Genomic DNA, 24,483 nt, shown 5'->3' on the forward strand with positions numbered 1-24,483 from the left:
GCAGCGCCCGGGCCGCGTCGAAGCCGGCGTCCTGCGGCAGCACCAAACGGCCGGACAGAGCCTCGCGCAGCGCGGGTCAGTGGGGGTGGAGCATGGTTCCTCTCACATTCTCGGCTTACCTCCGCCACCCGGGCAGCCAGACCATGCCGCCTCTTGCAGACAGACAGGACGGCGCCATGGCCAGGTGGGGAAGGGCCACGCTACGGGGCAATTCCTTCTCTATCGCCTCATTTACTCACTCACCGCCCGCCACGGACGAAGCACATCGCGCCATCCGGCCTCTACTGCCACAGGCGGTCAGTCGGTTCAGCTGGTTACGGATCAGGGGATGCGGGACAGCGATCTTGCGCCGGCCCGGAGCCGGTGGCCGGGCCGGCGCACCGGCTGGCTACGCCGGGGCGGGTTGCGGGCGCCGGCTCGGTGCCAGGTATCCGCCGCGGGCGAGGGCGGCGAGGGCCGTCGCGCAGGTCAGGCCGGTCGCGGCCAGGACGCTCCACGTCAGCCAGCGGGCGTCGTGACGCGCGGCGAAGTCCCACAGGGCTCCGGTGCCGAGGTTGCCCACGGTGACGCCCAGGCCGGAGACCGTGTTGTAGAGGCCGTAGTGGGTGGCTACCAGGCGGCCTTCGGACAGAGCGACGACCGTGTCCATCTCGTAGGGGTAGACCACCGCACTGCCCGCGGCGAGCAGGACGACGGCGGCGACGAGTGCGGCGAGGACCGCTGCGGGTACGCCTGAGGAGGTGAAGGCCAGGGGAAGGAAGGCGAGCCCCATGGCGGCCAGGCCGCGCACGAGAGCCTGACTGGGGCTCCACCGGGCCTTGGCCCAGCCGGTCAGCCGGAGTTGGCCGACGACGGTGACGGCGGCCGAGACGACGAACAGGCCGCTGGTGATCAGGGTGCCCCGGGCACCGAGGGCGTCGGAGGCGGCCAGCGGCAGGGCGAGGTAGACCTGGAAGGTCAGGACGTAGGAACCGATCATCGCCAGCGAGAACAGCAGGAAGGGCCGGTTCGAGGCGACCGCGCGCCACTGTGTGAGCACCCGTTCCCGGCCCCGGACGGACGCGGTCGTGCCGCTGAGCCGGGGAAGGGCGCGCCATTGCAGCAGGGTGAGCGCGGCGAAGACGGCGGCGGCGACCGTGCACACCAGGCGGAAGTCGGCGGTGAGCAGCGCCAGGCCGACGAGCGGGCCCGCGAGCATGCCGGCTTGGTAGTAGACGTTGAAGGTGGCGAAGGCGTCCACCCGCCGCGGGCCGGCTTCGGCGGCGAGATAGGCGCGGACGGCGGGGTTGAACAGGGCTCCGGCGAAGCCGGTCGCTGCCGAGGCGACGATCAGGGCGGGCAGGTTGTCGACCCAGCCGAGCAGGCCGAAACCGACGGTACGCAGCAGGCAGCCGGTCATGATGGGGATCTTGTAACCGACGCGGTCGGCGAGGGTGCCGCCGATGAGGAACATGCCCTGCTGGGAGAAGTTGCGTACGCCCAGGACGAGGCCGACCGCCCAGGCCGCCAGGCCCAGGGTGCCGGCCAGGTGGGCGGCGAGGTAGGGCATGAGCATGTAGAAGGCGAGGTTGATGGCGAACTGGTTGGCCATCAGCAGCCGTGCCGAGGGCGAAAAGGAGCGGGTCTGCTGCCACAGGTGCTTCATCGGGCTGCTCCCGCGGCGGTCAGGTCGTGGCGGGTGGTGGGGCGGGTCGGGTCGGTGACGTGGGTGCAGCGGGTCCAGCGGGTGACGACCCGCCGGCCGGGGTCGTCGATCTCGTCGGGGCCCTCGGCGGGCAGCTGGTCCAGCAGGTGGTGCTCGCGGCCGTAGGTGTCGTCGAAGACGGTGCCGACGTAGCGTTGCGGGCCGTCGGGGAAGACCGTGACGATCCGTTCCTCGGCAGGAAGGGTGCGGGCCAGCCAGCGGGCGACCAGGGCGACGGCGCCGACGCTCCATCCGCCGGTGGCGTAGTGGTCGCGGGCCAGGCGCCGTGCGGCCCATACGGCTTCGGGGGCGGCGACCCAGTGGACCTCGTCGAAGAGGTGGTAGGCGACGTTGCGGGGGTAGATGCTGGAGCCCAGTCCGCGCATCAGGCGGGGCGCGGCGGGCTGGCCGAAGATCGTGGAGCCGGTGGTGTCGACGCCGACGACGCGCAGGTGCGGGAAGAAGCCGCGCAGGACGGAGGCGACGCCGGCCGAGTGGCCGCCGGTTCCCACCGAGACGACCAGGGTGTCGATCCGGCCGAGCTGGGCGGTCAGTTCGTGGGCGAGCGGGGCGTAGGCGGCCACGTTGTCGGGGTTGTTGTACTGGTCGGGGCACCAGGCGTCGGGGTGTGCGGCCAGGAGTTCTCCGACGCGGTGGCGGCGGGCCTGCTGCCAGCCGCCGACCGGGTGGGGGCTGTGCACGAGGTCGATGTCGGCACCGTAGGCGGTGAGCAGCCCCGTCATCAGGGGTTCCATGCCCGGATCGGTGACGACGGTGACCGGGTGGCCGAAGGTGGCGCCGGCCAGGGCCAGGCCGAGGCCCAGGGTGCCCGAGGTGGATTCGACGATGCGGGCACCGGGCAGCAGCTGCCCGCGCGCCCGCGCCTCATGGACCATGTGCAAGGCGGTGCGGTCCTTGATGCCGCCGGGATTGTGGCCTTCGAGCTTGGCCCAGAATCCCCGCCCGGGGGCGGTGAAGGGCGCGCCGATCCACAGGACGGGGGTGTCTCCGACGAGGCCGGCGGGAGTGTGCATCGGGCGCCGGGCGCCGGTCAGCAGCTGGGCCGGGGAGGCGGGTACGGGGGTGCGGGTGAGCTGGTTCATGGCGTGCTTCTCCTGCGGCCGGCGTCGCGCGGCGACGACCGGCCGTGAGTCGGGGGATGACGGAGGGGCTCACTGACCGCGCCGAGGTGCCGGCGCGGCCTGCGGAGCAATCAGGTCCGCCACACGCCAAAGCGGGCCCGCTCCTGCCCGGCCGACGTGCGGCCGGGGTGCGGGGGCGGCGGCTGGTCGGCCGCTGCGCTGTCCGGCACGGCCTCGGCGGCACCGGCCGGCGCGAGGCTCGGAAATGACGGCAGGGGGGAAATTATCTGCCGCGAGGGCTGGAGCGTGGGGCTGTCCGGACCCGAGCAGCGCTCGGCGGTGCCGTGCCCGTGCAGCGAGTGGGCGGCCGCGGTGTCCGCGAGCTGTTCGGTCGCGCCCGCGCAATCGAAGGCGGCTGCCGCGACGGGGGTGTCGACATGGCCGCCACCTGCCGGAACCGGCCCGTGTGCGCAGACCAATACGTGTGCCAGGGCAGCGAGCAGCACCAGGATCACTGCTCCGGTCCGGGACGCGGAGCAGCCGAGTGGTACCGCACGGTCGGACGTCATCGGCGGCCACAGTAATCGTTCATGCACGTGTAAAGGGCGTCATGCGTGAAATTTGGCCGATGCCGCCGGTGCCGTTCCCTGGTCGCACCGCAAACGGCGAGGGCGCCCTTGGCGGAGCACCAACTGTTGTGCCTGCCGAAAGCAGCCCGCCCCAAGCCCGTTGCCCGGACTCGGTGGGCGGGGCCATGCGGGCGGCGAGCACCACGAGGCGTGACGCGTCGACCACGTGCTGGCCGACGGGGAACGGGCGCGCACGGCGCATGGACGCGGTGGCTCCTGCTGTGAGGTGGGGCATCACCTGCTCCAGACACCGGGAACCCGGACAGACCGCTGTGGGTAGTGGCGGGCGCGGTCCGCCGACGCGCACCGCTCTGATCCGTGACCACGGTGCTACCGGGTCACACCTCCGCTGTTCCCATTCCTGAACCAGGGGGCCGTCAGGCCTCGCGCCCATGGCTTTCGGCGCGCGAATTCACTGGTCGTACAAGGGGCCAGTACGGAATGCTGCACACGTGATTGAGCGAAAAACCGCAGTTCAGGCTGTGGAAGAGCAACTGGAGCGCGACTACCGAGAATGGCGGGATGTGGGCGTGGACCCGGTGCGCATGGCCGTGCTCGGTGTCGAGGAGCACGAACTGGTATGGATCGTCTCCTGGCAGTCCGAGGAATACGTACGCACTCGGAATCCAGAGTTCATGCTGGTCGGCAATGGCCCGTATCTGGTCGACCGTGTTGACGGCGGACTGCACCAGGTCAGCGTCGTCTCAGCCGTGTCCGGTGAGTGGGAGGCCGACTACCGCGCCCGGATACGCGGGCTGCCGGTGCGCACCGTCGTGGACGATCTGCACGGTCAGAGACCCGACGGGTGGCTGGAAAGCCAGTCGGCATGCCGATCACGCATCCGGTCCCGTTCCTCCGGCGTGGCGAGCAAGACGTCGGCGCCACCGTCGTAGGGGTGATAGATGTGCTGCATCCGGGCGTCAGTGATGAGGACTCCCGCCACCTTGTCGTCGGCGATGTCTCTGAGCAGCTCGTCGATGCAGCCACGCCGCCAGGCCCGGCGGGCGGCGAAGAGGTGGCAGTACGTGCGGAATTCAGGGTCGGGATCGTCCTGCAACAGAAGGCTCTGCCAATATTCCGCGCCCGGTTGCCATGACGGCACCTCGGCTCCGGCCGTCCAGAGCGGAGTGATCACATATACGTCCGCACCGGCGAACAATGCGTCGAGGACGGTGTTGTGACGCTCCAGGACAACGGTGTATTCGCCCTCGTCCTCCGCGTACCGCTTCGACTCCGGCAGGCTGTGAAAGCGAACCCAGACCTCCCGGTACGGGTCACGAAGCTTGTACCCGACCGGAGGGCAACCGGGCCAACGCTGCTGCCACAGCTCCGTCAAAGCCGTCTGTCCGCCTCCGGACACCCGCCGCACTCGTCCTCTCGTACATGAATCCATCGATGACCATGATGCCGCGGATCCGGCCTCCACGGCTCTGCCCCTCCGCCGTCCCACAATTCCGGCAGGCGAGACGCGTCGACGCGAAGAGGTTCTGGGCGCGGGGCCTTCCCGCATTCCGGGCAGAGTACGAGAACGGACGCGAGAAATTCGTACCTCGTGCTACGTGTGTCCCGGAACCGACGGCGTGGCAGAACGCACCCTATGCATCGCCACGCGCGCCCGAAACCCGTCCCGATTTCGGGGCCGGGGCCAGGACCAGGGGCAGATAGACGTCGTCGACGATCTCGGTGATGGTCTCGTCCCCGACCGGGGCCCCGAACAGCAGGAACTCGTTGCGCAGCAGGTCGGTCGCGACGACGGCCCGCCGCGAGTCGAGCACCCACGGCTCCACCTCGCCGCGTTCGACAGCCCGTCGCAGGATGCCCCGGATGCCCACCGGCCCCACCGTGTGGATGCGTTCGCGGATCAGCCGGGCGAAGTCGGGGTCGTTCGTCATCTCCGCGAGCAGGCCGCGCAGGATACCCCCGATCGGCGAGGCCATCTTCGCCGACATCAGCTGCAGCAGGGCGATCACGTCACCGCGCAGCGTCCCGGTGTCGGGCAGGTCCAGCTCGGAGAAGCCGCGCACCTTGCAGGCGTCCATGACGAGTTCGGCGCGGCCGGACCAGCGGCGGTAGAGGGCGGCCTTGCTCGTACGGGCCCGAGCGGCGACACGTTCCATGGTCAGCGCGGCGTAGCCCACCTCCGTCAGTTCCTCCAGCACGGCGGCCAGGATCGCGTTCTCCAGTTCCTCGCCGCGGCGCCGGGGCCCTTTGCGGTGGTCGGCGGCCGGTGGTGCGGTCTGGTCGGCGTGCGGTGACAGCGTGACTCCTTGACGTAGGCCGAGAAAACGTTGCGTTCCCTAAGTCGGCAGTCTAGCCTCCCAGTTAGAGAACTCAGCGTTCCTTAAGCGAGTGCCAGAGACTTCGAGGGGACCGATGACCGAGACCTCCGCCACCCTTCCCACCACAGACGCCCCCGCCTTCCCCAGTGACCGCACCTGTCCGTACCACCTGCCCGAGACGTACGCCCGGCTCCGCGACGGACAGGACGCGCTGCGCCGGGTGACCCTTTACGACGGCCGTACCGCCTGGGTCGTGACCAAACACGAGACCGCCCGCAAGCTGCTGGCCGATCCGCGGCTGTCGTCGAACCGCACCCACCCCGACTTCCCCGTCACCTCCCCGCGCTTAGCGGCCGTGCGCGGCCGCCGCCCCGCCTTCATCAGCATGGATCCGCCCGAGCACGGGTCCCGGCGCCGGATGACGATCAGCGAGTTCACCGTCAAGCGCATCAAGGGCATGCGGCCGGACATCGAGCGGATCGTGCACGGCTTCCTCGACGAGATGCTGGCCGCGGGCCCGCCCGCCGACCTGGTGAGCCGGTTCGCGCTGCCGGTGCCCTCCATGGTCATCTGCCAGTTGCTGGGCGTGCCCTACGGCGACCACGACTTCTTCCAGGACGCCAGCCGGCGCCTCGTTCAGTCGACGAGCGCGGCGGAAGCGACCGGCGCACGCGACGACCTGGAGCGCTATTTCGACGACCTGATCACCACCCTGGAGGCCGAGCCCGGGCCGGGCCTCCTCGGCGCGCTGGTCAGCCGGCAGCTCGCGGACGGCGCCATCGACCGTGACGAGCTGATCTCCAACGCGCTGCTGCTGCTCGTCGCCGGGCACGAGACGACCGCCTCCATGACCTCCCTCAGCGTCATCACGCTGCTCGAACACCCCGACCAGCTCGCCGCCCTGCGCGCCGATCCGTCCCTGGTCCCCGGCGCGGTCGAGGAGCTGCTGCGCTATCTCGCCATCGCCGACATCGCGAGCGGCCGGTTCGCCACCGCCGACATCGAGATCGACGGGCAGCTGATCCGGGCCGGGGACGGTGTGTTCGCCGTCCACTCCATCGCCAACCGCGACGCCGACGTGTTCGAGAACCCGGACACCTTCGACATCCACCGCTCGGCCCGCCACCACCTCGCCTTCGGTTACGGCGTCCACCAGTGCCTGGGCCAGAACCTCGCCCGCCTCGAACTCGAAATCATCCTCACCGCGCTGTTCGCACGCATCCCCACGCTGCGGCTGGCCGCCCCCGTCGAGCGCCTGGTCCTGCGTCCGGGCAGCACCATCCAGGGCGTCAACGAACTCCCCGTCACATGGTGAGCGGGGCGAAGGGAGCGACCATGCACGTGACCGCCGACCGCGGTGTGTGCGTCGGCGCCGGGATGTGCGCCCTGACCGCGCCCGGGGTCTTCGACCAGGACGACGACGGCATCGTCACCGTCCTGACCTCCGACATCGAGGAGGGCAGCCGGGACGCCGTACGCGAAGCGGGCATGCTGTGCCCGTCCGGAGCGCTGCGCGTCACGGAGTAGCGCGGCGACGGAGACCGCGCACCGGAGCCGGGGCTGAGGCCGTACGCGGGGGTTCCCACAACGGGACACCGCGAGGGTCCGCACGGCGGGAAGTCGTGCAGGCCCCCACGGCGGGAGACCGCGAACGGCCGCAGCCCTGGCCGGGGCATCGGCACCGGACACCTACGGGCACAGAAGGGCTGCCGCACTCGGGCGAAGCGGGGCGGCGCCCCTTTCCCGGCCCCCTGTCCTCACGAACCGATCTGAGAGATACCGTCGGCGAGCCTGCTCAGTACGTCCGTGATCCACCGGCCGAACGCCGTCGGGGCGATCAGCACACCCAGTGCCAGCACGATGACCACAGTCAGCTTCTCGTCGAACCGGCTTCTGGCCTCCGTGCGACGGCGTAGCCGCACGATGACGATGACAGTGAGCAGCACCGCTAGGTTGATCGTCAACACCGGCCGGCCCCCTCGTGTCAGGCGAGTACACCCCACGCTTCTTGTGTAGCTCGCACCGACCGGTGACGTGGCCCGCACGCCGGTAGTTGGCGGCATAGTGCCGGTCCGGCCGAAACGCCCAGACCGGCACCGTGCCGGCGCTGCGCCCGCTCCTCCCCCAGGCCGGTACGGGCACCGTGCCACCACACCGCGATGCCCACGCGGCGCCCATGAGTACCGCCCGGATCCCGGCGACGGCCGGATCCGCTCGTCCTTCCCGGTCGTCGTCCACGACCGGCCTTCTTCTCCGGGGCCTGGCTTCGCCACACAGGGCGACGCGTCCGCCAAGGCGACGTGGAGGGGTGCCGCTCGCCCGGTGACAGCAGTACGTCGAGCGGTGGATCTTCCACCGGTAGGCCCTCAGAGGTGATGAGAGCGACCAGCTCGGATCGTGTGTGGTGGGTACGCGGCCTGCATGAAGGGCCTCCCCTCCTTCCGCAATCAGTGCAGTCCCCTGTGATCCGGGCGTCAGCCGGCGATTTCCTCGGCGCGGATGGTGTCCCCGTGGTACCAGGGGTTTCCCGCGGCCTCGGATATCAGTTCGCGGGACCGGGTTTCGCGGGCCCGGCCGAGGTCCAGCGTGATGTACTGGACAAGTTCGAGCGCGGTGAAGTACTTGCGCATGAAAGTGGCTTCGGCGAGCGGGACCACGGAGACCTCGATGTTCCGGTTCTCCGGGCGGTCGCTGGTGAGGAGACCGACCAGGTTCTTCATCTTCGCCCTGGTGTAGGCGTCGTCGTCCTCGTCCTCGAAAATGATCAGGCTGTGCTTCCTGGTCGGGTCGGACAGGGTGGCGACCTCGCTGTGGCAGAACTCGTGGAAGTAATTACGGGTCGCCGGGACCATCGCGATCTCGTTGAGGTGCATCTTGCCGAGCTTCAGCAGGCTCTCGTGCCATTTGGGGGAGGCCAGCATGATGATGTTGGCGTCCCGGCTGCGCTCGGCCACCACACGGGCCAGTTCGCGGTGGGCGGCGGTGAAGTCGGTCTCCAGGTGACCGGGGAGCTGCTGGGTCTCCTGCCGGTGGTCCTGGTCGATCAGCCCCAGTTCCAGGAACATGTCCAGCAGGATGGCGAAGTACTGCCCGACGTGGAAAAGCGGGTACTCGCGGTCCGGCTCGCTCAGCGTCCACCGCGCGATCGATACCCCTGCTTCCTCGCCCAGGTCACCCAGCCGTCCGCCCGAGGTGAGCAGCAGCACCCTGTCATGGGCGTGCGCCAGATTGTGGAAGACGTGGACCGGCTCGTTCGAGTGGCCGCTGTAGGAGCTGAGGATGATGAGCGTCGACTCGTCGTCGATGATGGAGGCCGGGAGCAGGTACCGGTAGTCGTAGTCGTTGAAGACGTGGAATTCCAGGTCGCTGCCGGCCGAGTTGAAGAAGGCCGCCACGACGTCGGAGACGATCGCCGAACAGCCCATGCCGGTGAACACGACCCGCTTGAACTGTCCCGACTTCATCTTGAGCCGGAGGTCGTCGGTGACATCCGCGAGGGAGTACTCCTCGGGCTTGAGGAATCCCTTCCGGTATTCATGGGTGAGGAAGTTCTCGTAGCGAGCCATGCGCGACTGCATGTGGCGTACCTTTCGTTGCGTGAGGGCGTCTGCCGGGAGGGGATCAGCTGTACGGTCGGTGGCGAGCGGACGCGTCACCACATGAACTGGCCGCCGTCGACGATCATCTTCTGCCCCGTGATGTACGAAGCCTTCTCGCTGACCAGGAACTCCAGCGCGTCGGCCATCGCTTCCGGGCTGCCGATGCGTCCTTGCGGGATCTCGGCCAGCAGCCGGTCACGGAATTCCGGTTCATCCGTCCTGAACCGTGTATTCATCTCTTCGGTGTCGATCATTCCGGGGATCAGAGAATTGACCCGGATCGTGGGGGCGAGTTCCAGTGCGAGGCACTTGGTGAGATGGAGCAGGCCGGCCTTGCTCGCGCAGTAGTTGGCACCGTTCAGCCGGGGCCGGATTCCGGTGGTGGCGGCCACGTTGACGACGCTGCCGCCACCGGCCGCCAGCATGGCCGGGGCCAGTGCCCGGGTGAGGTAGAAGGGCGCGGACAGGTTCGCCTGGATGACCTGGTCCCAGTCCGCGGTGGACATCTCCAGGAAGGGGCGGTCGATGTTCCGTCCCGCATTGTTGACGAGCGCGTGCGGGGTCCCGTGCTCGGACAGCAGCAGCTCGGCGGTGCGGAAGGCCTCGGCACTGTCGGAGATGTCGGACTGCAGCGCCGTGAAACCGTCGTCGCCCAGTTCCTTCGTGGCGTGCGCGGCGGACTCCTGGTCGTTGCGGTACAGGGCGACGACCCGGTACCCCACGGTCAGCAGCCTGCGGCTGAGGCTCAGGCCGATTCCCTTCGTTCCGCCGGTGACCACGGCAAGTCGCGGCTGCATGAAGAACTCCTTATGTCGTCGGGGCCTACCTGGCCCAACTTTCACGGTCCGGCGCTGGACAACGGAAAATCGGTATGCCGGAACTCCGGGGCCGGCACCGGGATTACGGGTGAAAGCTTCACGAGGGGGGTGCTGCGCTTTGGCGTGCGCGAGAAACTTCGCTCAGACTCCGGCAGCCACCTCCTCACGCGGCCTGGGCGTCGGCCGGGCGCGGAGTGAACGCCCCGGACACCAGGTTGCGCAGCCGCCGGTGCTCGGCCCCATCAGCGGTGCCCATGTACCGGGCTTTGGTGATCTTGATCGGGGGCCGGCCTGCGGGGGCTTCACCGCGCTGAGGCGCTCCCCAGTTGCCGCTGTTCAGTACGACCGGGCCGTATGCAAGCAGCCGCGCAGCTTCCGCTCGGGCGTCGGCGGCGAACGGGTCGAGGGCGAACAGCGGTTGAGACAGACCCATGTTTTGCTCCTACGAAGAGTGCGGATACCGGTGCGGCCGCGGGCGGGCACGTGTATGCCCACCCGCGGGTCGGCCATCAGCGGTCATGGGATGTGGTCAGCCCAGTGGGGGCCAGGTGAGAACCGCTTCGTTCCGGCTGGTGAGCTTGGACAGGGGCGCGAACCGGAAGTAGAGGTCGCGCGCCAGGGCGGGAAAGAGGCCCTCCAGCTGCTCGGTCTCGCTCAGGGCACGGGCCGCGGCAACCAGTCCCTCCGTCCGCGGCTTGCGCTCGTCCTCGTAACCGCGCAGCGCCGCGACCGGGTCCGCTGTCGCGCGCAGGTGCTGGGCGAGGACGACGGCGTCCTCGATGGCCAGCGCCGCGCCCTGGCCCAGACTCACGAGCATCGGGTGGGCCGCGTCACCGAGCAGGGTCGTGCGTCCGGTGCCCCACCGCTGGAGGAACGGGCGATCCTGGGCGGTGATCCGGACGATCGTCTCCTCGGGGGTGGTCCGGATCGCCTCCTGTACCTCGTCGGCCCAGCCCGCGAAGAGGCCCGCGAGCCCCTCCTTGCCGCGCCGTAGGTGTCCGGAGGCGCCCGGGGGCACGTTCTTCGTCGCCCACCAATAGGCGCGGCCGTGGCCGATGTCGGCGAGGCCGAAGCGCTGGCCCCGCCCCCAGTAGTGCGCGGCGTAGCCCTTGGTCATCCGAGGGTGGCTGAAGGGCACCGTGGCCAGCCAGCACGCGTAGTTGCCGGGCCGCGGTTCGTCGGCGCCCGCCACCTGTCTGCGGATCGCGGAGTTGAAGCCGTCCGCCCCGATCAGGAAGTCGCCCGAGGCGGTCCTGCCGTCCTCGAAGGTGACCTCGACCCCGTCCTCGCCGCTGACGACCTCCGCTGCCGCGGCATCGAGTGCGATGACGCTCTCGTCCCCGAGGGCGTCCAGCAGCGTCTGCTGGAGATCGGCCCGGTGGACGGCGTAGTTCGACGCCCCCAGCCGGTCCGAGACCTCCCGGAACGGAAGCGCCCTGATCGGACGGCCCCGCCGGGTGAGGAACTTCAGCTCGTCGAACACCGCGCCACGCTTGTCCAGGCCCGGGGCGATGTCGATGTCCAGGCTGCGCAGCGCCAGGACCGCGTTGCACATCAGCGACACCGCCGTGGTACCCGGGCGGAGCTCGGGGGCCCGTTCGAAGACCTGGACCTCGACACCGACCCGGCGCAGCGTGGCCGCGGCGGCCAGCCCGCCGATCCCGGCCCCGATGATGAGGGCCTTGCGTGGGGAGTGCTGGATCATTTCCCGCTCCTCTCGGCCGGCCGCCCGTCGAGACGGTCGGACATCGCTTCTGCCACCCTCTGGGCGACCGTGCTCACGTGTGGTTCCTCCAGCAGGACCAAGTGGTCACCGGGAACGTCCACCACCTGGAGCCGGCCGGTGGTCAGGGCTCCCCACCCGTTGGTCGGGTCCTCGTGCAGACTCTGTGCGGCTCCGTGCATCGGCTGGAGGATGTCCGGAAGTTCCGCGGTGGCGCGGAGCAGTACCAGGTCCTCGTCGCCCGGTTCGGGCTGATAGGAGAGGATCGCCTGCCAGTGCGCCTTGAACATGCGGAACAGGCGTCGCACGGTGGTGCGGGAACTGCCCGCCGGCAGGACCCCGGCCTCCGTGGCGTGCTCGACGATGAAGTCGAACTTCGCCTCCTCCTCCAGCCCGTCCGGCAGCGAGATCACCGGCGCGGTCCCGCCGCGCTCCATCCACAGCAGCTCCCAGAAGAACCACTCCAGCAGCGAGTGGTCGGCGACATCGGGCCGCTCCCCCTGCCTGACGGCGATCGGGTCGATCAGCACGGTGCCCTGGAGGGCGTCCGGATCGGTGCGCCGCAGCCGGCGCGTCATCTCGTAGGCGATGAAGCCGCCGAACGACCAGCCGCCGATGACGTACGGGCCGTCCGGGCACACCCGGCGGATCGCCTTCAGATAGCTGTCGGCCAACTCGGGGACGGAGCTGAGCGGTTCCGTGCCGGGGACGGTCCCGGCCGCTTGCAGCGCGTAGACGGGCTGGTCCGCCGGCAGGTGGCGGGCGAGCCGTACGTAGCACAGCACGTGGCCGCCGAGCGGGTGGACCAGGAACAGCGGTGGCCTGCTGCCCTGGGCGCGGATCGGTACGACCGGGTCGAACTCCGGCGCCGGGACCCCGGCCCGCAGCCGTTGTGCGAGCCCGGACACGGTCGGCGCCGCGACGAAGGCGGACAGCGGGACGTTGACGCCGTACCGCTTCTCGATCGTCATGACGAGCCGCATCGCGGTCAGCGAGGTGCCGCCGATGTCGAAGAAGTTGTCCCGCACCCCGAGCGAGGGCAGCTCCAGCAGTTCGGCCAGGATGCCGACCAGCGCCTTCTCCAGCTCGTCCCCCGGCGGGGCGGCGTCCGTCGACGGCGCGGCGAGCGGCATCCGGCGCAGCAGCGCGTCGTCCCGCTTGCCGCTGGGCGTCAGGGGCAGGCGCGGCAGCCACTCCAGGTGGGAGGGCACCATGTAGTCCGGCAGCGCCGCGCGCAGACGGGTCCGTACCTCGTCGAGGTCCACGGCCGCCGCGTCACCGACGAGGAACGCCGCGAGGAAGGCGTCGGCGCCTTCCCGGCGCCGGGCCACCACCGCGGCCTCGCGGATCCCGGGGTGCTCCTCGGCGAGTTTGGCGATGGCGATCTCCACCTCGGCCAGCTCGACCCGGTAGCCGCGCACCTTCACCTGGGAGTCGGCGCGGCCGAGCCACACGAGGTTCCCGTCGGGCATGACCCTGGCCAGGTCTCCGGTGCGGTAGAGGCGGGCGCCCGGCGCGCCGGAGGGGTGCGGTACGAAGCGCTGCTCGGTGAGATCGGGCCGGTTGCGGTAGCCGTGGGCCAGGCACACCCCGCCGACGTAGACCTCCCCCTTAGCGCCGGGCGGCACCGGCTGCATCAGCCCGTCGAGCAGGTGGATCTCGATCCCGTCGATCGGGGTACCGATGGGCGGCAGGTCGGGGAAGCGTGCCGGGTCGCCGGTCATCGTGTGGTGGGTCAGCAGGTGCGTCTCGGTCGGTCCGTACTGGTTCTCCAGCACGGTGCCCGGCAGGGCGGCGCAGAACCGGCGGATCTCGTCGGTGATCCGCAGCTGCTCGCCGGAGGAGATCACGACCCGCAGCGCGCGGGGCCGGATGCCCAGTGCCTGGGAGGTCTCCGCGAGCTGCTGGAGCGCCACGCAGGGCATGAAGGCACGCTCCACCTCCTCGCGGTCCAGGAGACGCAGCAGCGCCGGCATGTCGCGCCGCTCCTCCTCGGCGAGGAGCTGGAGGGTGCCGCCGCCGCACAGGGTGGAGTAGATCTCCTGGAACGCCACGTCGAAGCTCAGCGGCGCGAACTGGAGGGTCTTGCCGCCCGCCGCGCCGCTGGCGGCGGGGATCTGCCAGTCCATGTAGTTGGCGAGCACCCGGTGCGGCAGCTCGACGCCCTTGGGCTCGCCGCTGGAGCCGGAGGTGAACAGCAGGTAGGCGACGGTCTCGCCGGTGATCTCCGGCAGTTCCGGGCCGCCGTCGGGTGCCGGCTCGGCGGCGAGCAGGTCGGCCACGTACAGCAGCCGGGAGGTGTCCTCGAAGAGGTGCGCGTGCGTGGCGTGCGTGATGATCCGCAGCGGGTCGGCCTGGGCGACCATCGCCGCGAGCCGGGCCGGCGGGTAGCTGACGTCGAGCGGGACGCAGGTGGCGCCGGCCTTCCCGGCCCCCAGCACGGTGGCCAGCGTTTCGGGCGATCGGTCCATGGCGATGCCGACGGTCGTCCCGGGCCGGGCTCCGGCGCCGATCAGGCCGCGGGCTATCCGGTTCGCGGCGTCGTCGAGCTGCGCGTACGTCCACTGGCGCGGTCCGCAGGAGACGGCCACCGCGTCCGGAGTGCGCGCGACGTGCTCCTCGATCCGCCGGATGACGTTCTTGTGCGCGTCCACGCCGGTGCCGGGCGCTGACCTCAGTGCCGCTTCGGCCCGCGGATCGCGCAGGAAGACGAAGTCCTCTTGCTCGTCGGGGCGTTCGGCCAACTGCTGGAGGACGGCGAGATACGTCCGGCCGATGCTCTCCACCTGCGCCCGGGAGAAGGTGCGTCCATCACCGTCCATGCGCAGCCAGAGGTGTTGGTCCACGGGGTCGACCACCGCGTTGACCAGGAGCTTGAAGTTCGTCTCCTCCCAGGTCCTGAAGTCGGTCAGCTCCATGCCGGTGTCCTCGAAGAGCGAGGTGAGGACGTGCGGGTGGACGTAGTTGAAGGCCGTCTCGAAGATCACGTCCCCGCCGCGGTCCTCCTGGATCGCACTGAGCGGGTAGTGCCGGTGGGGGTGGCTGTCCCGCTCCTGCCGGTAGACCTCGCGCGCCGAGTCCAGCCAGGTCCGCGGCCGGGTGTCGAGGCGCAGCGGCAGCGTCTCCAGGAAGAGTCCGGTGATCCGTTCGGCGCCGGCCTCCTCCGGCCGTCCGCCGGTGACCAGGCCGGTGGTGATGTCCTGCGTGTCGGAGAACAGCCGCAGGGTCAGACAGTGCGCCGCGAGCAACAGGGATTTGACCGGCAGATCGTGGGTGCGCGCCAACCGGCGCACCTGGGTGCCGAGGCCGTCCGGCAGTTCCACCCGGTGGACGATGAGTCCCTCGTCGCCCGCGGGTGCGTACGGCCGGAATCCGTCGAGCTGGACCAGTTCGGCGCCGGCGAGCAGCCGTTGCCAGTAGCCCTTGGTGACGTCGGAGGCGAGGGCCCGCCGTTCCTCTCGTACGTAGAGGGCGGGGGACGGCAGCTGTCCGGACGGGACGGCGGCGACGGGCTGCCCGGCGTTGTGGAGGAAGTCCTGGAGCAGTTCGCGGACGAGGGTGGCCACGCTCCAGCCGTCCAGGATCGCGTGGTGGAAGCTGAACACCAGCTCCACGGAGGCGTTCAGGACGTGCGCGCGGAACAGGTAGAGCGGTGGGCGGTCCAGCCGGTACGCGTGGTACCGCCGCTCCTCGACATGCCGGGCTACCTCGGCCTGCGCCTCCTCGTCACGGAGACCGCGGAGGTCCGCGATCTCCAGTCCACCGTCGGCCTCGCGGTGGACGAGTTGCAGGGGTTCGGAGTATCCGCCCAGATCGAATGCCGAGCGCAGCACCGGGTGGCGCCGGACCAGGCGGTCGAAGGCGCGGCGCAGCGCGTCCTCGTCCCAGACCGTCTTGAGGGAGTAGCGGAAGACATCGTGGTAGACGGCCGTCCGCTCATGCTCCCGGCTGTGGTAGAGGAGACCGAGGTGAAGCCGCGTCGCCGGGTAGGCGTCCGCCAGGCCGGTCAGCCGCGCGCGGTCGACTCCGGATACCAGCGCGAACGGCTCCAGTGGAGCGTCCTGCCCGTCCGGCGACGAGGTGGTCGCGACCTCGGCGAGTGCCGCCACGGTGGGATGCCGGACCATGTCGGCCAGGGTGAAGTGCACGCCGGCGCGCCGTGCCTCCGCCTGGATGCGGAGCATCAGGATCGAATCCCCGCCCAGGGAGTAGTAGTCCTGGTCGACACCGATCCCGTCGGTTTCGAGGACGGCCGACCAGGCCGCCGCGATCTTCGCCTCGATCTCGTTGGCCGGCGCCGCGCCCTTGGCGTCCGCCTCTACGGCGGGAGCGGGCAGCCGCCGCCGGTCGGCCTTGCCGTTCGCGGTGAGCGGGATGTGGTCGAGCCGTACGAAGAACGCCGGGATCATGAACTCCGGCAATGTCTCCAGGAGCCGGTCCCGAAGATCCGCACTCCGCACTTCCTCGTCCGCTACGTAGTAGCCCACCAGGTGGACGCCGCGGGCCGAGGTGCTCCGGTCCACGACGATCGCGTCCCGGACGCCCGGGAAGGCCGCCAGCCGGTCGCGCACCTCACCGAGCTCCACCCGGTTTCCACGGATTTTGACCTGGTCGTCCAGGCGTCCCAGGTATTCGAGGGTGCCGTCCGCGAGCCATCGCGCCCGGTCACCGGTCCGGTACATCCTCCCCCGGCCTTCGGCCGGGGGGACCCCCATGCCGGGGGTGAACGGGTCCGTCACGAACGCCGCCGAGTCCAGCTCGGGCCGGTCCAGGTAGCCGCGTGCCACGCCCACACCTGCGATGCACAGCTCACCGGCCACCCCGGCGGGTTGCAGGTCGCCGTGTGCCCCGACCACGTAGAGCCGGATGTTGTCGATCGGCCGCCCGATCGGAACCCGTCGGACTTCTCCGGCCGCGTCGCCCGGGCAGTCGTAGTGGGTGACGTCGACCGTGGCCTCGGTCGGGCCGTAGAGGTTGACCAGCCGCGGCGTGGTGGCACCGGCCGCGGTGAAAGCCCGGTTGAACCGGTTCACCTGAGCAGGCGTCAGCGCCTCACCGCTGCAGAACACCAGGCGCAGGGAAGCGATGTCCTCGACAAGTGCCGGAGTCGCTTCGAGCAGGTCCAGGAAGGGACCGAGCATCGAGGGCACGAAGTGCGCCACGCTCACCCGGTGCGCCTTGACCGTCCCGAGGATGACCTTGGGGTCCCGCTCGCCTTGGGGCGGGAGCAGCGCGAGTCCGGCGCCGGTGATCGCCCACCAGAACAGTTCCCACACCGAGACGTCGAAGGTCGCCGGTGTCTTCTGGAGCAGGACGTCCTCGGCACCGACCGGGTAGCCGCGCTGCATCCACTCCAGGCGGTTCACCACGGAACGGTGCTCGACCTGTACGCCCTTGGGCTGCCCGGTGGACCCCGAGGTGTAGATGACATAGGCCAGGTCACGCGGACCGCCGAAGGGGCCGGGCGGCGCGGACGCGGCACACGGGGCGGCCTCAAGCTTCCGTACAGGAACCGCGTCACCCACCAGGGCACCGGACACGGTACTGCCCAGCAGTACGGCCTTCGCCCCGCTGTCGGCGAGCAGGAACCTGACCCGTTCCGCGGGATGGCTCGGGTCGACCGGTACGTAGGCGCCGCCTGCCTTGAGCACGCCCAGGACGGCCGCGACCAGTTGCGGGCTGCGCTCGGCCGCCACGGCCACCCGGTCGCCGACCTTCACGCCGTCGCCGCGCAACCGGTGCGCGATGTGGTTCGACCACGCGTCCAGCTGGGCGAAGGTGAGCGACTGGGCGGGATCGTCCGTGACGACGGCCAACCGGTCGGGGGTCCTGGCCGCCTGCCGCTCGAAGAGCGCGTGGACCGTGGTGTCGTCGGAGTAGTCGGTCACCGGACCGCTGCCCGCCGCGATCAGGGCGGCGCGCTCGGCGTCGCTGATCATCGGCACCTCGGTCAGCGGGCGGTCCGGCCGGGCGAGGGCGCCCTTGAGGATCGTCTCGATGTGCGTGGCCACCGACTCGATGGGGAAGTCAGCGTCGAAGACGTCGAGGGCGTAGTCCATGTCGACCAGGACGTCGCTGACGTCGTCCAGTTCGTTGACGACGACCGCCAGGACGTCGTCGTCGTGGGCGCGGGCCTGCACGACGGTTTCGTACGCCACCCCCTGCACGTCGAGCGGGCTGGGCCAGCGCAGGTAGGCGATGGTGGTGTCGAACAGCCGCTTGGGGCCGCTCTCCTGAAGCGGTACCGAGCGCAGCAGATCGCCGAGGGAGAACCGTTCGTGTGGTTTGAGCGCCTTGGTCGCGGCCTGCACCCCGGCGACCAGCTCGCTCATCGTGCGGTCTCCGGAAGGGGTCACCCGCAGCGGCAGGGTGTTGGCGAAATGACCGACGGTCTCCTTCTGGCCGTCGGTGGGCCGGTTCAGCAGCGGGACGCCCAGTACGACCTCGTCGCTGCCGTGGACCCGGGAGAGATAGACGGAGAAGGCGCTGGCGACGAACGCGAAGGCCGAATGGCCGCGTTCGCGTATGCCGTCGATGACGCCGCGCTCGATCAGGAAGCTGTGGCGGGCGCTTCGCCGGGAGCCGGCCGGGGCGGTGCGGCGGAAGAACGCCGGGGTGACGCCCTCCAACTGCTGCTGGAAGAACGCACGGTCCCGCTCGTGATCGTCCGAACCCTGGTAGCGGCGCTCGTCGTCGACGGAGTCGAGGTACGACGGCGCGGGCCGGTCGCGGAACCGCCCGGTCCGCCGCACCTGGTCGTATTCGGCGCGGACCTGGGACATGAACAGGTTCAAGCCCCAGCCATCGGCGATGATGTGATGCACCTTGACGTATGTGTGAACGACGTCCTCGCGCTCCTTGAGGACCGCGATCATGAACAGCCGGGAGCGCTCGACCTCGAACGGGACGTCGAACGCGTCTTTGATCCACTTTTCACAGGCCGTGCGTGGCTCGGCAGCCCCGGAGAGGTCGACCGTCGGGATGTCGAACGCCTCGTGCTCGGCCCACTGGCTCGGGGTACCGTCCTCCGGGTCGATCCGGAGCTGGAACGCGTCGTTGCGGTCGGCCGCGCGGCGCAGGCACTCCTTGAGCAGGTCGACGTCGACCTCACCGGTGAACCGGTCGGTGATGAAGCAGTTGAACTGCGGGAGGTCCGGGTAAAGAGAGTTCGCTGCCCAGATGTCCTGCTGATAGGCCGTAAGAGACTTGCGCCCCCGTAGATTCACGGTCGCTCCATTTTCCTCGGCTGTTGCCTGTGCTGCATGAGCTGTGCGAGTGCCTCAGCGGGTATTCTCCGCGGCGGTCGTGCAGCTGTGCTGCCGTGCCGCCAGGAATCCCCGGCCACCTCGGAGGTGAGATGGCATGCTTCGTTTCCCGCGCCCTTCGGAGACCAAGGGTCAGGCACTCAAGGAATTCCAGTGCGGTGAAATAGCAGAACTGGGATGGCACTCCTGCTCCAGGTTCCCCTGACAGCGCCCAAGGCGTGCTCGCATGACTTCCCCCGTTCGTCAAAACCCGATACCTACAGGCACACTGACGCGCAATCTACAGAAGATTGCCGAGCGACATTACAGCATGATTCGACTGCCGTTTGAAGTCATAATTTTCGGCTCTTGGTCGAGACGGCACGTTGATTCATCACGAATTCAAGTGCGTCCACCCTATGGCGGTGACGCGGGCCCTGTGCTGCGCAATCACTTCCAGCACCGCGCTCAGGCATTCCCGCTCGACCGAGCCGGAATGGGGCCGCACCGCATTCGCTCCGCGTCGATCTCCTCCGGCGAGGCGGATCACCCGCGCCTGCGTCCCGACTGGTCCGCGGTGCCCTTGGTTCCGCCGGTGACCGCAGCCGGCCTGTCAGCTGATCTCATTCGAGCCCCCGTTGTATCTGCGATGCCTCCGAAGAAGCGAAGCGAGCAGAGCGTGCCCCGGTTCCGGCGCGGACGGGCTCGTCGGCGCATCCGACGCACGAGCCCGGGCGAGTCCCGGGCCGAGCCGGTCCGAGCGGTATGCCTCCGGTCAACTCCCCTTTCGGATGAGCTGGTTCAGCTCAGACGGCCTCGGGCTTGCGGGCGCGAAGGATGACGTCGAACCGTCCAGGGTACTGACGGTCGATCGTCTCGAAACCCGCTTCGGTGTACCACTGCTCGAACTCCCGCGCCGTGTAGATGCGGCCCTCGGGCGATGCGACCGTTTGGACGTACGCCGCCATGAACGCGGCGTGGGCGGGGCCCGTCTCGTCGTCGTCCTGGGCACAGGCGACGATCACCATGTGGCCGCCCGGCTCCAACGCGCGGTAGGTCTTCGCGAAAAGGTCCTGGACCTGCTCCGGGGACCAGATTTCGAGGAACCGGGAGTACAGGACGCAGTCGTGGGACGACGTGGGGAACTCTTCCTGCATGATGTCGGTTCCGATCGCGCTGACCCGTTCGGACAGGCCGGCCTCGGCGATCCGGTCGTTCGCCATCTTCGCCACGTTGGGCAGTTCGAGGATGGTCGCCTGAAGATGCGGCCATCGTTCGGCGAAGCTGATGGCGTTGGTTCCGGTCCCCCCTCCGACGTCCAGTACGCGGTGGTACGACGAGAAGTCAACGGCGTTGACGAGGTCCTCGACCACCGAACGACTCTGGTGTTCCATCATCGCGGTGAAGACCTTTTCGAGGTCCTTGTCCTCGGCGAGGAGCTCGTAGAGCGTCGTCGCCGACGATCCCGCGAGCAACTCCCGTCCCATTCCCAGGTTCTCGTTCTGCACCAGCGACTCGTAGAGCCAGCCGACCGGCCGGTAGAGCATCTGATGGGTGTAGCGGACGATGACCGGCATGAAGGCGTCCTGGTCACCAGCCAGGAGGTCGGTCGCGGCGGTGTTGTGGTAGCCGTCGCCCTCCTTGCGGACCAGTTCGTACGCGCAACACCCCAGCAGCAGCACGTGTCCCGCGCGCTCTTCCAGCCCCAACGCGTCGGTGATTTCCTCAAGCGTGCTGCCTGGCCGGTCCTTGAGCAGGGTGAACAGATCCAGCCGTTGAGCGGCATGCATGAACGGGAATCGGAAGCTGGTGTAGACCAGCTTCCAGAGCTCGTCCAACGCGGTCGCCGACGGTTCAGTCATGGTGTTTCCCTTCACGAAATCGCAGGCCTCGGGCGGGCGTCCTCGGTCGAGTCGTGGTGCGGTCCGACATCGTCCGGGTCAGCGGTTCGGCGGCGGCTCGAAGTGGGCGGCAGAAACAGCGGCTACGGATCGCCGTCCGTGGCCGGCCCGCTCACTGCACCGTCCTGGATACGGGATGCGTCTTGTTCGTCACCCGGCGGGCGCGCGCACGGCGTTGGGCTTCCTCGATGCGCAGCGCGGCGACGACATCGCCGGCCTCGGAGAGATGCCGGGCCGGCACGGCGGCCTCCTCCGTGGCGAGCCCTGCCCCTCGGCCCATCGACGCGCGCGTCGGGCGGGCAGTATCGCCTCTCCCCCGTCTTCTGAATCGTCAGCACCTCCCCCGCAAGATGCAACACCAGGCTCAGAGTTCACACAAGACCTCTCAAGTCACCGCCCTCCCAACGGTGGCGCGAATCGTGCGGCGCTCTCTTCCGGATACCGGCGCGAGACGCGCCGGGGCGCCGAAACCGTTCCGCCACCCGTTCGATCACGCGGCTGAAAATCCTCCATCCTTTAAATGGCCGAAAAATGGACCATCCGCCTGAAGTAGGACGGTGCACCGAAACGGTGCTTGTGGGGCGGGGGTTCGGGGGACGCGACAAAACCGGATGGACGATGACCACCCGGCATCCGCTTCCGCCCGCGCCGGTGTCGTTGAAGGAGTACGCCCAGGAGCAGTGCAGGAGCAACCGGCTGTTCACGAGCGCCTATTCGTCGGCGCGTACCAACAGGCCTGCCTCGGCTGGGGAGGTCGGATAGAGAGACGAATAATGACACCACGTCACCATTTACACGCGAACGAGTCATTCCCGCCCCATTCGAGCGAACGATCCGCCGACAACGCACCCTGAAAGCCCCGGCCTGCGGACATTCGGGGGGACGCAAAGCGCCGGGGGCCTGACTGAAATGCGTCGCCGCATGTCCGAGACTGCCATGCTGCGCGTCGATTGCTCGCCACCGCGGCGCAACGCCGGTCGCCGCGCCGGGCGTTGAGCCGCGCATCCGCTCTCAGCGAACGACAGACGGAGTCACGTTCCGTGGCGTGTGAACGTGTTAGCTTCAAACGAGACTGGGGAGGCGAGTACCGACCATCGCTCACCCGAAGCAGTTCCCCGGAGTGCCGGGGGCTCGGTCAAGAACAGGGGAAGACATGAGTGACGCGAAGTTCCACCACGCGGCAGCGTCGATGGCACCGTCTGCCTACAGCCCCAACGGTGAAGTCGCGTTCGGTGACCAGATCTACAACCGCCTGCTCGGTGACCGCATCATTTTCCTGGGCAAGGAAGTCGACGACGAAATCGCGAACCAGATCACGGCCCAGATGCTCACGCTGGCCGCCGATCCGGACCGGGACATCTACCTTTACATCAACTCCCCCGGCGGTTCGGTGATGGCCGGACTGGCGGTCTACGACACCATGCAGTACATCCGCAATGATGTCGTCACCATTGCCATGGGATTCTGCGCGTCCATGGGGCAGTTCCTGCTCACGGCCGGCACGCCAGGGAAGCGGTTCGCGCTGCCGCACACCAGGATCCTCATGCACCAGCCCTCGGCCGGACTCGCGGGCTCCGCCACCGACATCCGGATCTACGCCGAGCAGCTGCGGGAAACGAAGCGGGAAATGGCCGAGTTGATCGCCCGTCACTCGGGGCAGACTCCCGAGCGCATCACCCAGGACTCGGACCGGGACCGCTGGTTCACGCCCGCCGAGGCCAAGGAGTACGGCCTCATCGACCACATCATGACCAACGCCACAGGTACGCCGGGTGCCAGCACTTCCCCGGGCGGTTCTGCCGGTTGAATATGTGGTAGAACCACGACGCCCACTCGTATGGAGGTGTCGCGTTCAGCAGGGCCAGGTATCCGACCTGGAAATCCAGGCGGCGGAGATCGAACAGCTGCACCGACTCATGGAGAAGGTGTTGGCGGACCCCCCTCAGCAGACCCTGGAGCAGGTTTCTGCCGACGTGGAACGGGACACGATCTTCACTGCCCAGGGGGCCAAGGAGCACGGACTGATCGATCACGTAGTTGCGCCTCGGTCGGTCCCCGGAGCTTCTTGATCCTCGTACGCTGCCTTGTGGCACTCCGGCGAGAGGGGTCGGGACACCACATCCCGGCCCCTCGTCCGTGCTCGGACTCTCCCGACCTCGGGGAGCATCGCGCGGCAGGACCTCGTCGGCCTCTCGGCTCGGCTCCGCCGCCCGGCTGACTCGGCGCGGCACGACCGGACCGCGGCCACGCCGCTATACGAGATCACCGGCAACGATCGCTACAGTCCAGTCCCATGACGGTGGTTACCACGCGCACGGTCGAATACCCGGCCGACGGCCTCACGATAAGCGGGCATCTCGCGCTCCCCGCCGGTGTCGGCCGCCGGCCCGCGGTCCTGATCGGCCCGGAGGGGGCGGGGTTGAACGATTTCCAGCGCCGCCGGGCCGACGCCCTGGCTGAACTGGGGTACGTGGCGCTGGCCTTCGACATCAACGGAGGGCGCTGGTTCACCGATCCCGCGGAGATGCTGGCGCATACGACCCCCTTGCTCGCCGCCCCGGACCGGATGCGGGACATCGGCCACGCGGCGCTCGACGTGTTGCGCGCGGAGCCGAGAACGGACCCCGACCGGATCGCCGCCGTCGGTTACGGCACCGGGGGCGCCATCGGGCTGGAACTCGGCCGCGACGGTGTCGACCTGCGCGCCATCGGAACGGTCAACGCACTGACCACGGGCCGGCCCGGCGAGGCGGCACGCATCCGCTGCCCGGTGTGGGCGGGGGTCGGATCCGAAGATCCCATCATGCCGCCCGCGCAATGGGCGGCGTTCACTGCCGAAATGCAGGACGCGGGCGTGGACTGGCGTCTCGTGGTCTACGGCGGCGCCTTGCACGCCTTCCACCACCCGCCGGTCGAGCATGCCGTGCGCCCCGGCGTCGGCTACCACCCGCAGCATGCGCAGCGAGCCTGGCGCGACGTCGTCAGCCTCCTCGCCGAGTGCCTGCCCATGACGGAGTGATCTGGTCGGCAACCGCGCAGGTACCGGACCGCAGGCCGGTTGCGGCCTCCGGGGTAGTGGTGGAGAACTTCTCCCTCTCCCCATCTTTGGAGACCTGCCTGAGCGTTTGCTCCTGTGTTCCGCCAGGGCCCTCTTTATGAGCAGACGTAGCCGTTCGACCTCCCTGTCCGGGGCGGAAACATGGTCCACCTGCCCGCCGCTTTCTCCAATGGAAGGATTTCAGCCTTGTTGCCGAACGCGTTTCCGGTCGCGTTCAGCGATCAGGCGGCCAGAGGTGAAGGAATGCGGAGGAGAACACCGCACGATTCACGCCACCGATGAGGGGGGCGGTGGCCTCAAAAGGCTTGTGTGGCCCCCGGGAGTGATGTTGCCTCGTGCAAGGGGAGGTTCTGACGATGCAGGAGATGGCGGAGAGGAAACGTCGCTCACCCGATGCCGGCGACGCCGGGCCGTGACTGGCGCTTGCCAGGAGGACGCCACGGAGGCGGCCCACACCTCGCCGGGC

General features: G+C 69.2%; 19 protein-coding genes. 6 read left to right on the forward strand and 13 right to left on the reverse strand.

The genetic code is table 11. The features are described from left to right. Positions 1 to 388: 388 nt before the first annotated feature. From ACH4FX_RS19990 to ACH4FX_RS20000, 3 genes are all read right to left on the reverse strand, one after another. Entirely contained in the window at positions 389 to 1,645 is a 1,257-nt protein-coding gene (locus ACH4FX_RS19990; protein WP_398480693.1) for an MFS transporter, read from the reverse strand. Further along, positions 1,642 to 2,787 (reverse strand): PLP-dependent cysteine synthase family protein, encoded by a 1,146-nt coding sequence (locus ACH4FX_RS19995; protein ID WP_398480695.1) that lies wholly within the window; start codon positions 2,785 to 2,787, stop codon positions 1,642 to 1,644. The genes ACH4FX_RS19990 and ACH4FX_RS19995 overlap by 4 nt, the downstream gene beginning before the upstream one ends. A 110-nt stretch (positions 2,788 to 2,897) precedes the next feature. After that, a complete protein-coding gene (locus ACH4FX_RS20000) occupies positions 2,898 to 3,335 on the reverse strand; it encodes a hypothetical protein (protein ID WP_398480697.1) in 438 nt (145 codons plus the stop codon). 452 nt (positions 3,336 to 3,787) lie between these two features. Here ACH4FX_RS20000 and ACH4FX_RS20005 point away from each other — a divergent pair, with 452 nt between their 5' ends. After that, positions 3,788 to 4,288, forward strand: coding sequence for a YrhB family protein (locus tag ACH4FX_RS20005; protein ID WP_398480699.1), 501 nt, complete (start codon positions 3,788 to 3,790; stop codon positions 4,286 to 4,288). On the opposite strand, the gene ACH4FX_RS20010 is transcribed toward ACH4FX_RS20005, so the two are convergent. Next, positions 4,186 to 4,731: a hypothetical protein gene (locus tag ACH4FX_RS20010; RefSeq protein WP_398480701.1), complete on the reverse strand. Its 546-nt coding sequence runs from the start codon at positions 4,729 to 4,731 to the stop codon at positions 4,186 to 4,188. The genes ACH4FX_RS20005 and ACH4FX_RS20010 overlap by 103 nt on opposite strands. A gap of 259 nt (positions 4,732 to 4,990) precedes the next feature. Continuing rightward, a complete protein-coding gene (locus ACH4FX_RS20015) occupies positions 4,991 to 5,554 on the reverse strand; it encodes a TetR/AcrR family transcriptional regulator (RefSeq protein WP_398480703.1) in 564 nt (187 codons plus the stop codon). A 214-nt stretch (positions 5,555 to 5,768) separates the two neighbouring features. On the opposite strand from ACH4FX_RS20015, the gene ACH4FX_RS20020 reads away from it, so the two are divergent. Next, positions 5,769 to 6,989 carry a cytochrome P450 gene (locus ACH4FX_RS20020; protein WP_398480705.1) on the forward strand — a complete coding sequence of 407 codons (1,221 nt, stop codon included), beginning with the start codon at positions 5,769 to 5,771 and terminating at the stop codon, positions 6,987 to 6,989. Positions 6,990 to 7,009: 20 nt separating this feature from the next. Next, entirely contained in the window at positions 7,010 to 7,201 is a 192-nt protein-coding gene (locus ACH4FX_RS20025; protein ID WP_398480707.1) for a ferredoxin, read from the forward strand. A 230-nt stretch (positions 7,202 to 7,431) separates the two neighbouring features. Here the strand turns inward: ACH4FX_RS20025 and ACH4FX_RS20030 are convergent, their stop codons facing one another. The 8 genes from ACH4FX_RS20030 to ACH4FX_RS20065 form a co-directional block, all read right to left on the reverse strand. After that, a complete protein-coding gene (locus tag ACH4FX_RS20030) occupies positions 7,432 to 7,641 on the reverse strand; it encodes a hypothetical protein (protein ID WP_398480709.1) in 210 nt (69 codons plus the stop codon). A gap of 507 nt (positions 7,642 to 8,148) precedes the next feature. Beyond that, complete coding sequence (locus ACH4FX_RS20035; protein ID WP_398480711.1) at positions 8,149 to 9,252, reverse strand: SIS domain-containing protein; 1,104 nt, start codon at positions 9,250 to 9,252, stop codon at positions 8,149 to 8,151. 74 nt (positions 9,253 to 9,326) lie between these two features. Beyond that, positions 9,327 to 10,070, reverse strand: coding sequence for an SDR family NAD(P)-dependent oxidoreductase (locus tag ACH4FX_RS20040; RefSeq protein ID WP_398480713.1), 744 nt, complete (start codon positions 10,068 to 10,070; stop codon positions 9,327 to 9,329). Between the two features lie 184 nt (positions 10,071 to 10,254). Continuing rightward, entirely contained in the window at positions 10,255 to 10,524 is a 270-nt protein-coding gene (locus ACH4FX_RS20045; RefSeq protein WP_398480715.1) for a hypothetical protein, read from the reverse strand. A gap of 96 nt (positions 10,525 to 10,620) precedes the next feature. After that, entirely contained in the window at positions 10,621 to 11,796 is a 1,176-nt protein-coding gene (locus tag ACH4FX_RS20050) for an FAD-dependent monooxygenase (RefSeq protein ID WP_398480717.1), read from the reverse strand. Next, complete coding sequence (locus ACH4FX_RS20055) at positions 11,793 to 19,040, reverse strand: amino acid adenylation domain-containing protein (RefSeq protein WP_398480719.1); 7,248 nt, start codon at positions 19,038 to 19,040, stop codon at positions 11,793 to 11,795. Before ACH4FX_RS20055 ends, ACH4FX_RS20050 begins: the two co-directional genes overlap by 4 nt. A gap of 824 nt (positions 19,041 to 19,864) precedes the next feature. Further along, complete coding sequence (locus ACH4FX_RS20060) at positions 19,865 to 20,920, reverse strand: methyltransferase (protein ID WP_398480721.1); 1,056 nt, start codon at positions 20,918 to 20,920, stop codon at positions 19,865 to 19,867. 151 nt (positions 20,921 to 21,071) lie between these two features. After that, complete coding sequence (locus ACH4FX_RS20065) at positions 21,072 to 21,200, reverse strand: hypothetical protein (RefSeq protein WP_398480723.1); 129 nt, start codon at positions 21,198 to 21,200, stop codon at positions 21,072 to 21,074. 948 nt (positions 21,201 to 22,148) lie between these two features. Between ACH4FX_RS20065 and ACH4FX_RS20070 the strand changes: the two genes are divergently transcribed. The 3 genes from ACH4FX_RS20070 to ACH4FX_RS20080 all read left to right on the forward strand — a co-directional run bounded on the left by ACH4FX_RS20070 (position 22,149) and on the right by ACH4FX_RS20080 (position 23,978). Further along, entirely contained in the window at positions 22,149 to 22,766 is a 618-nt protein-coding gene (locus ACH4FX_RS20070; protein ID WP_398480942.1) for an ATP-dependent Clp protease proteolytic subunit, read from the forward strand. A 4-nt stretch (positions 22,767 to 22,770) separates the two neighbouring features. Next, positions 22,771 to 23,028: an ATP-dependent Clp protease proteolytic subunit gene (locus ACH4FX_RS20075; RefSeq protein WP_398480944.1), complete on the forward strand. Its 258-nt coding sequence runs from the start codon at positions 22,771 to 22,773 to the stop codon at positions 23,026 to 23,028. A 224-nt stretch (positions 23,029 to 23,252) separates the two neighbouring features. Continuing rightward, on the forward strand, positions 23,253 to 23,978 hold the full coding sequence (locus ACH4FX_RS20080) for a dienelactone hydrolase family protein (protein WP_398480725.1): 726 nt from the start codon (positions 23,253 to 23,255) through the stop codon (positions 23,976 to 23,978). Positions 23,979 to 24,483: the final 505 nt, after the last annotated feature.

Source organism: Streptomyces sp. NPDC018019, from assembly GCF_044327805.1.
Classification (GTDB): Bacteria; Actinomycetota; Actinomycetes; order Streptomycetales; family Streptomycetaceae; genus Streptomyces.

Coding starts and splice junctions, on each gene's coding strand:
- ACH4FX_RS19990 (WP_398480693.1), bottom strand. CDS start 1,645: ATGAAGCACCTGTGGCAGCAGACCCGCTCCTTTTCGCCCTCGGCACGG.
- ACH4FX_RS19995 (WP_398480695.1), bottom strand. CDS start 2,787: ATGAACCAGCTCACCCGCACCCCCGTACCCGCCTCCCCGGCCCAGCTG.
- ACH4FX_RS20000 (WP_398480697.1), bottom strand. CDS start 3,335: ATGACGTCCGACCGTGCGGTACCACTCGGCTGCTCCGCGTCCCGGACC.
- ACH4FX_RS20005 (WP_398480699.1), top strand. CDS start 3,788: ATGGCTTTCGGCGCGCGAATTCACTGGTCGTACAAGGGGCCAGTACGG.
- ACH4FX_RS20020 (WP_398480705.1), top strand. CDS start 5,769: ATGACCGAGACCTCCGCCACCCTTCCCACCACAGACGCCCCCGCCTTC.
- ACH4FX_RS20025 (WP_398480707.1), top strand. CDS start 7,010: ATGCACGTGACCGCCGACCGCGGTGTGTGCGTCGGCGCCGGGATGTGC.
- ACH4FX_RS20035 (WP_398480711.1), bottom strand. CDS start 9,252: ATGCAGTCGCGCATGGCTCGCTACGAGAACTTCCTCACCCATGAATAC.
- ACH4FX_RS20040 (WP_398480713.1), bottom strand. CDS start 10,070: ATGCAGCCGCGACTTGCCGTGGTCACCGGCGGAACGAAGGGAATCGGC.
- ACH4FX_RS20045 (WP_398480715.1), bottom strand. CDS start 10,524: ATGGGTCTGTCTCAACCGCTGTTCGCCCTCGACCCGTTCGCCGCCGAC.
- ACH4FX_RS20050 (WP_398480717.1), bottom strand. CDS start 11,796: ATGATCCAGCACTCCCCACGCAAGGCCCTCATCATCGGGGCCGGGATC.
- ACH4FX_RS20060 (WP_398480721.1), bottom strand. CDS start 20,920: ATGACTGAACCGTCGGCGACCGCGTTGGACGAGCTCTGGAAGCTGGTC.
- ACH4FX_RS20070 (WP_398480942.1), top strand. CDS start 22,149: ATGGCACCGTCTGCCTACAGCCCCAACGGTGAAGTCGCGTTCGGTGAC.
- ACH4FX_RS20080 (WP_398480725.1), top strand. CDS start 23,253: ATGACGGTGGTTACCACGCGCACGGTCGAATACCCGGCCGACGGCCTC.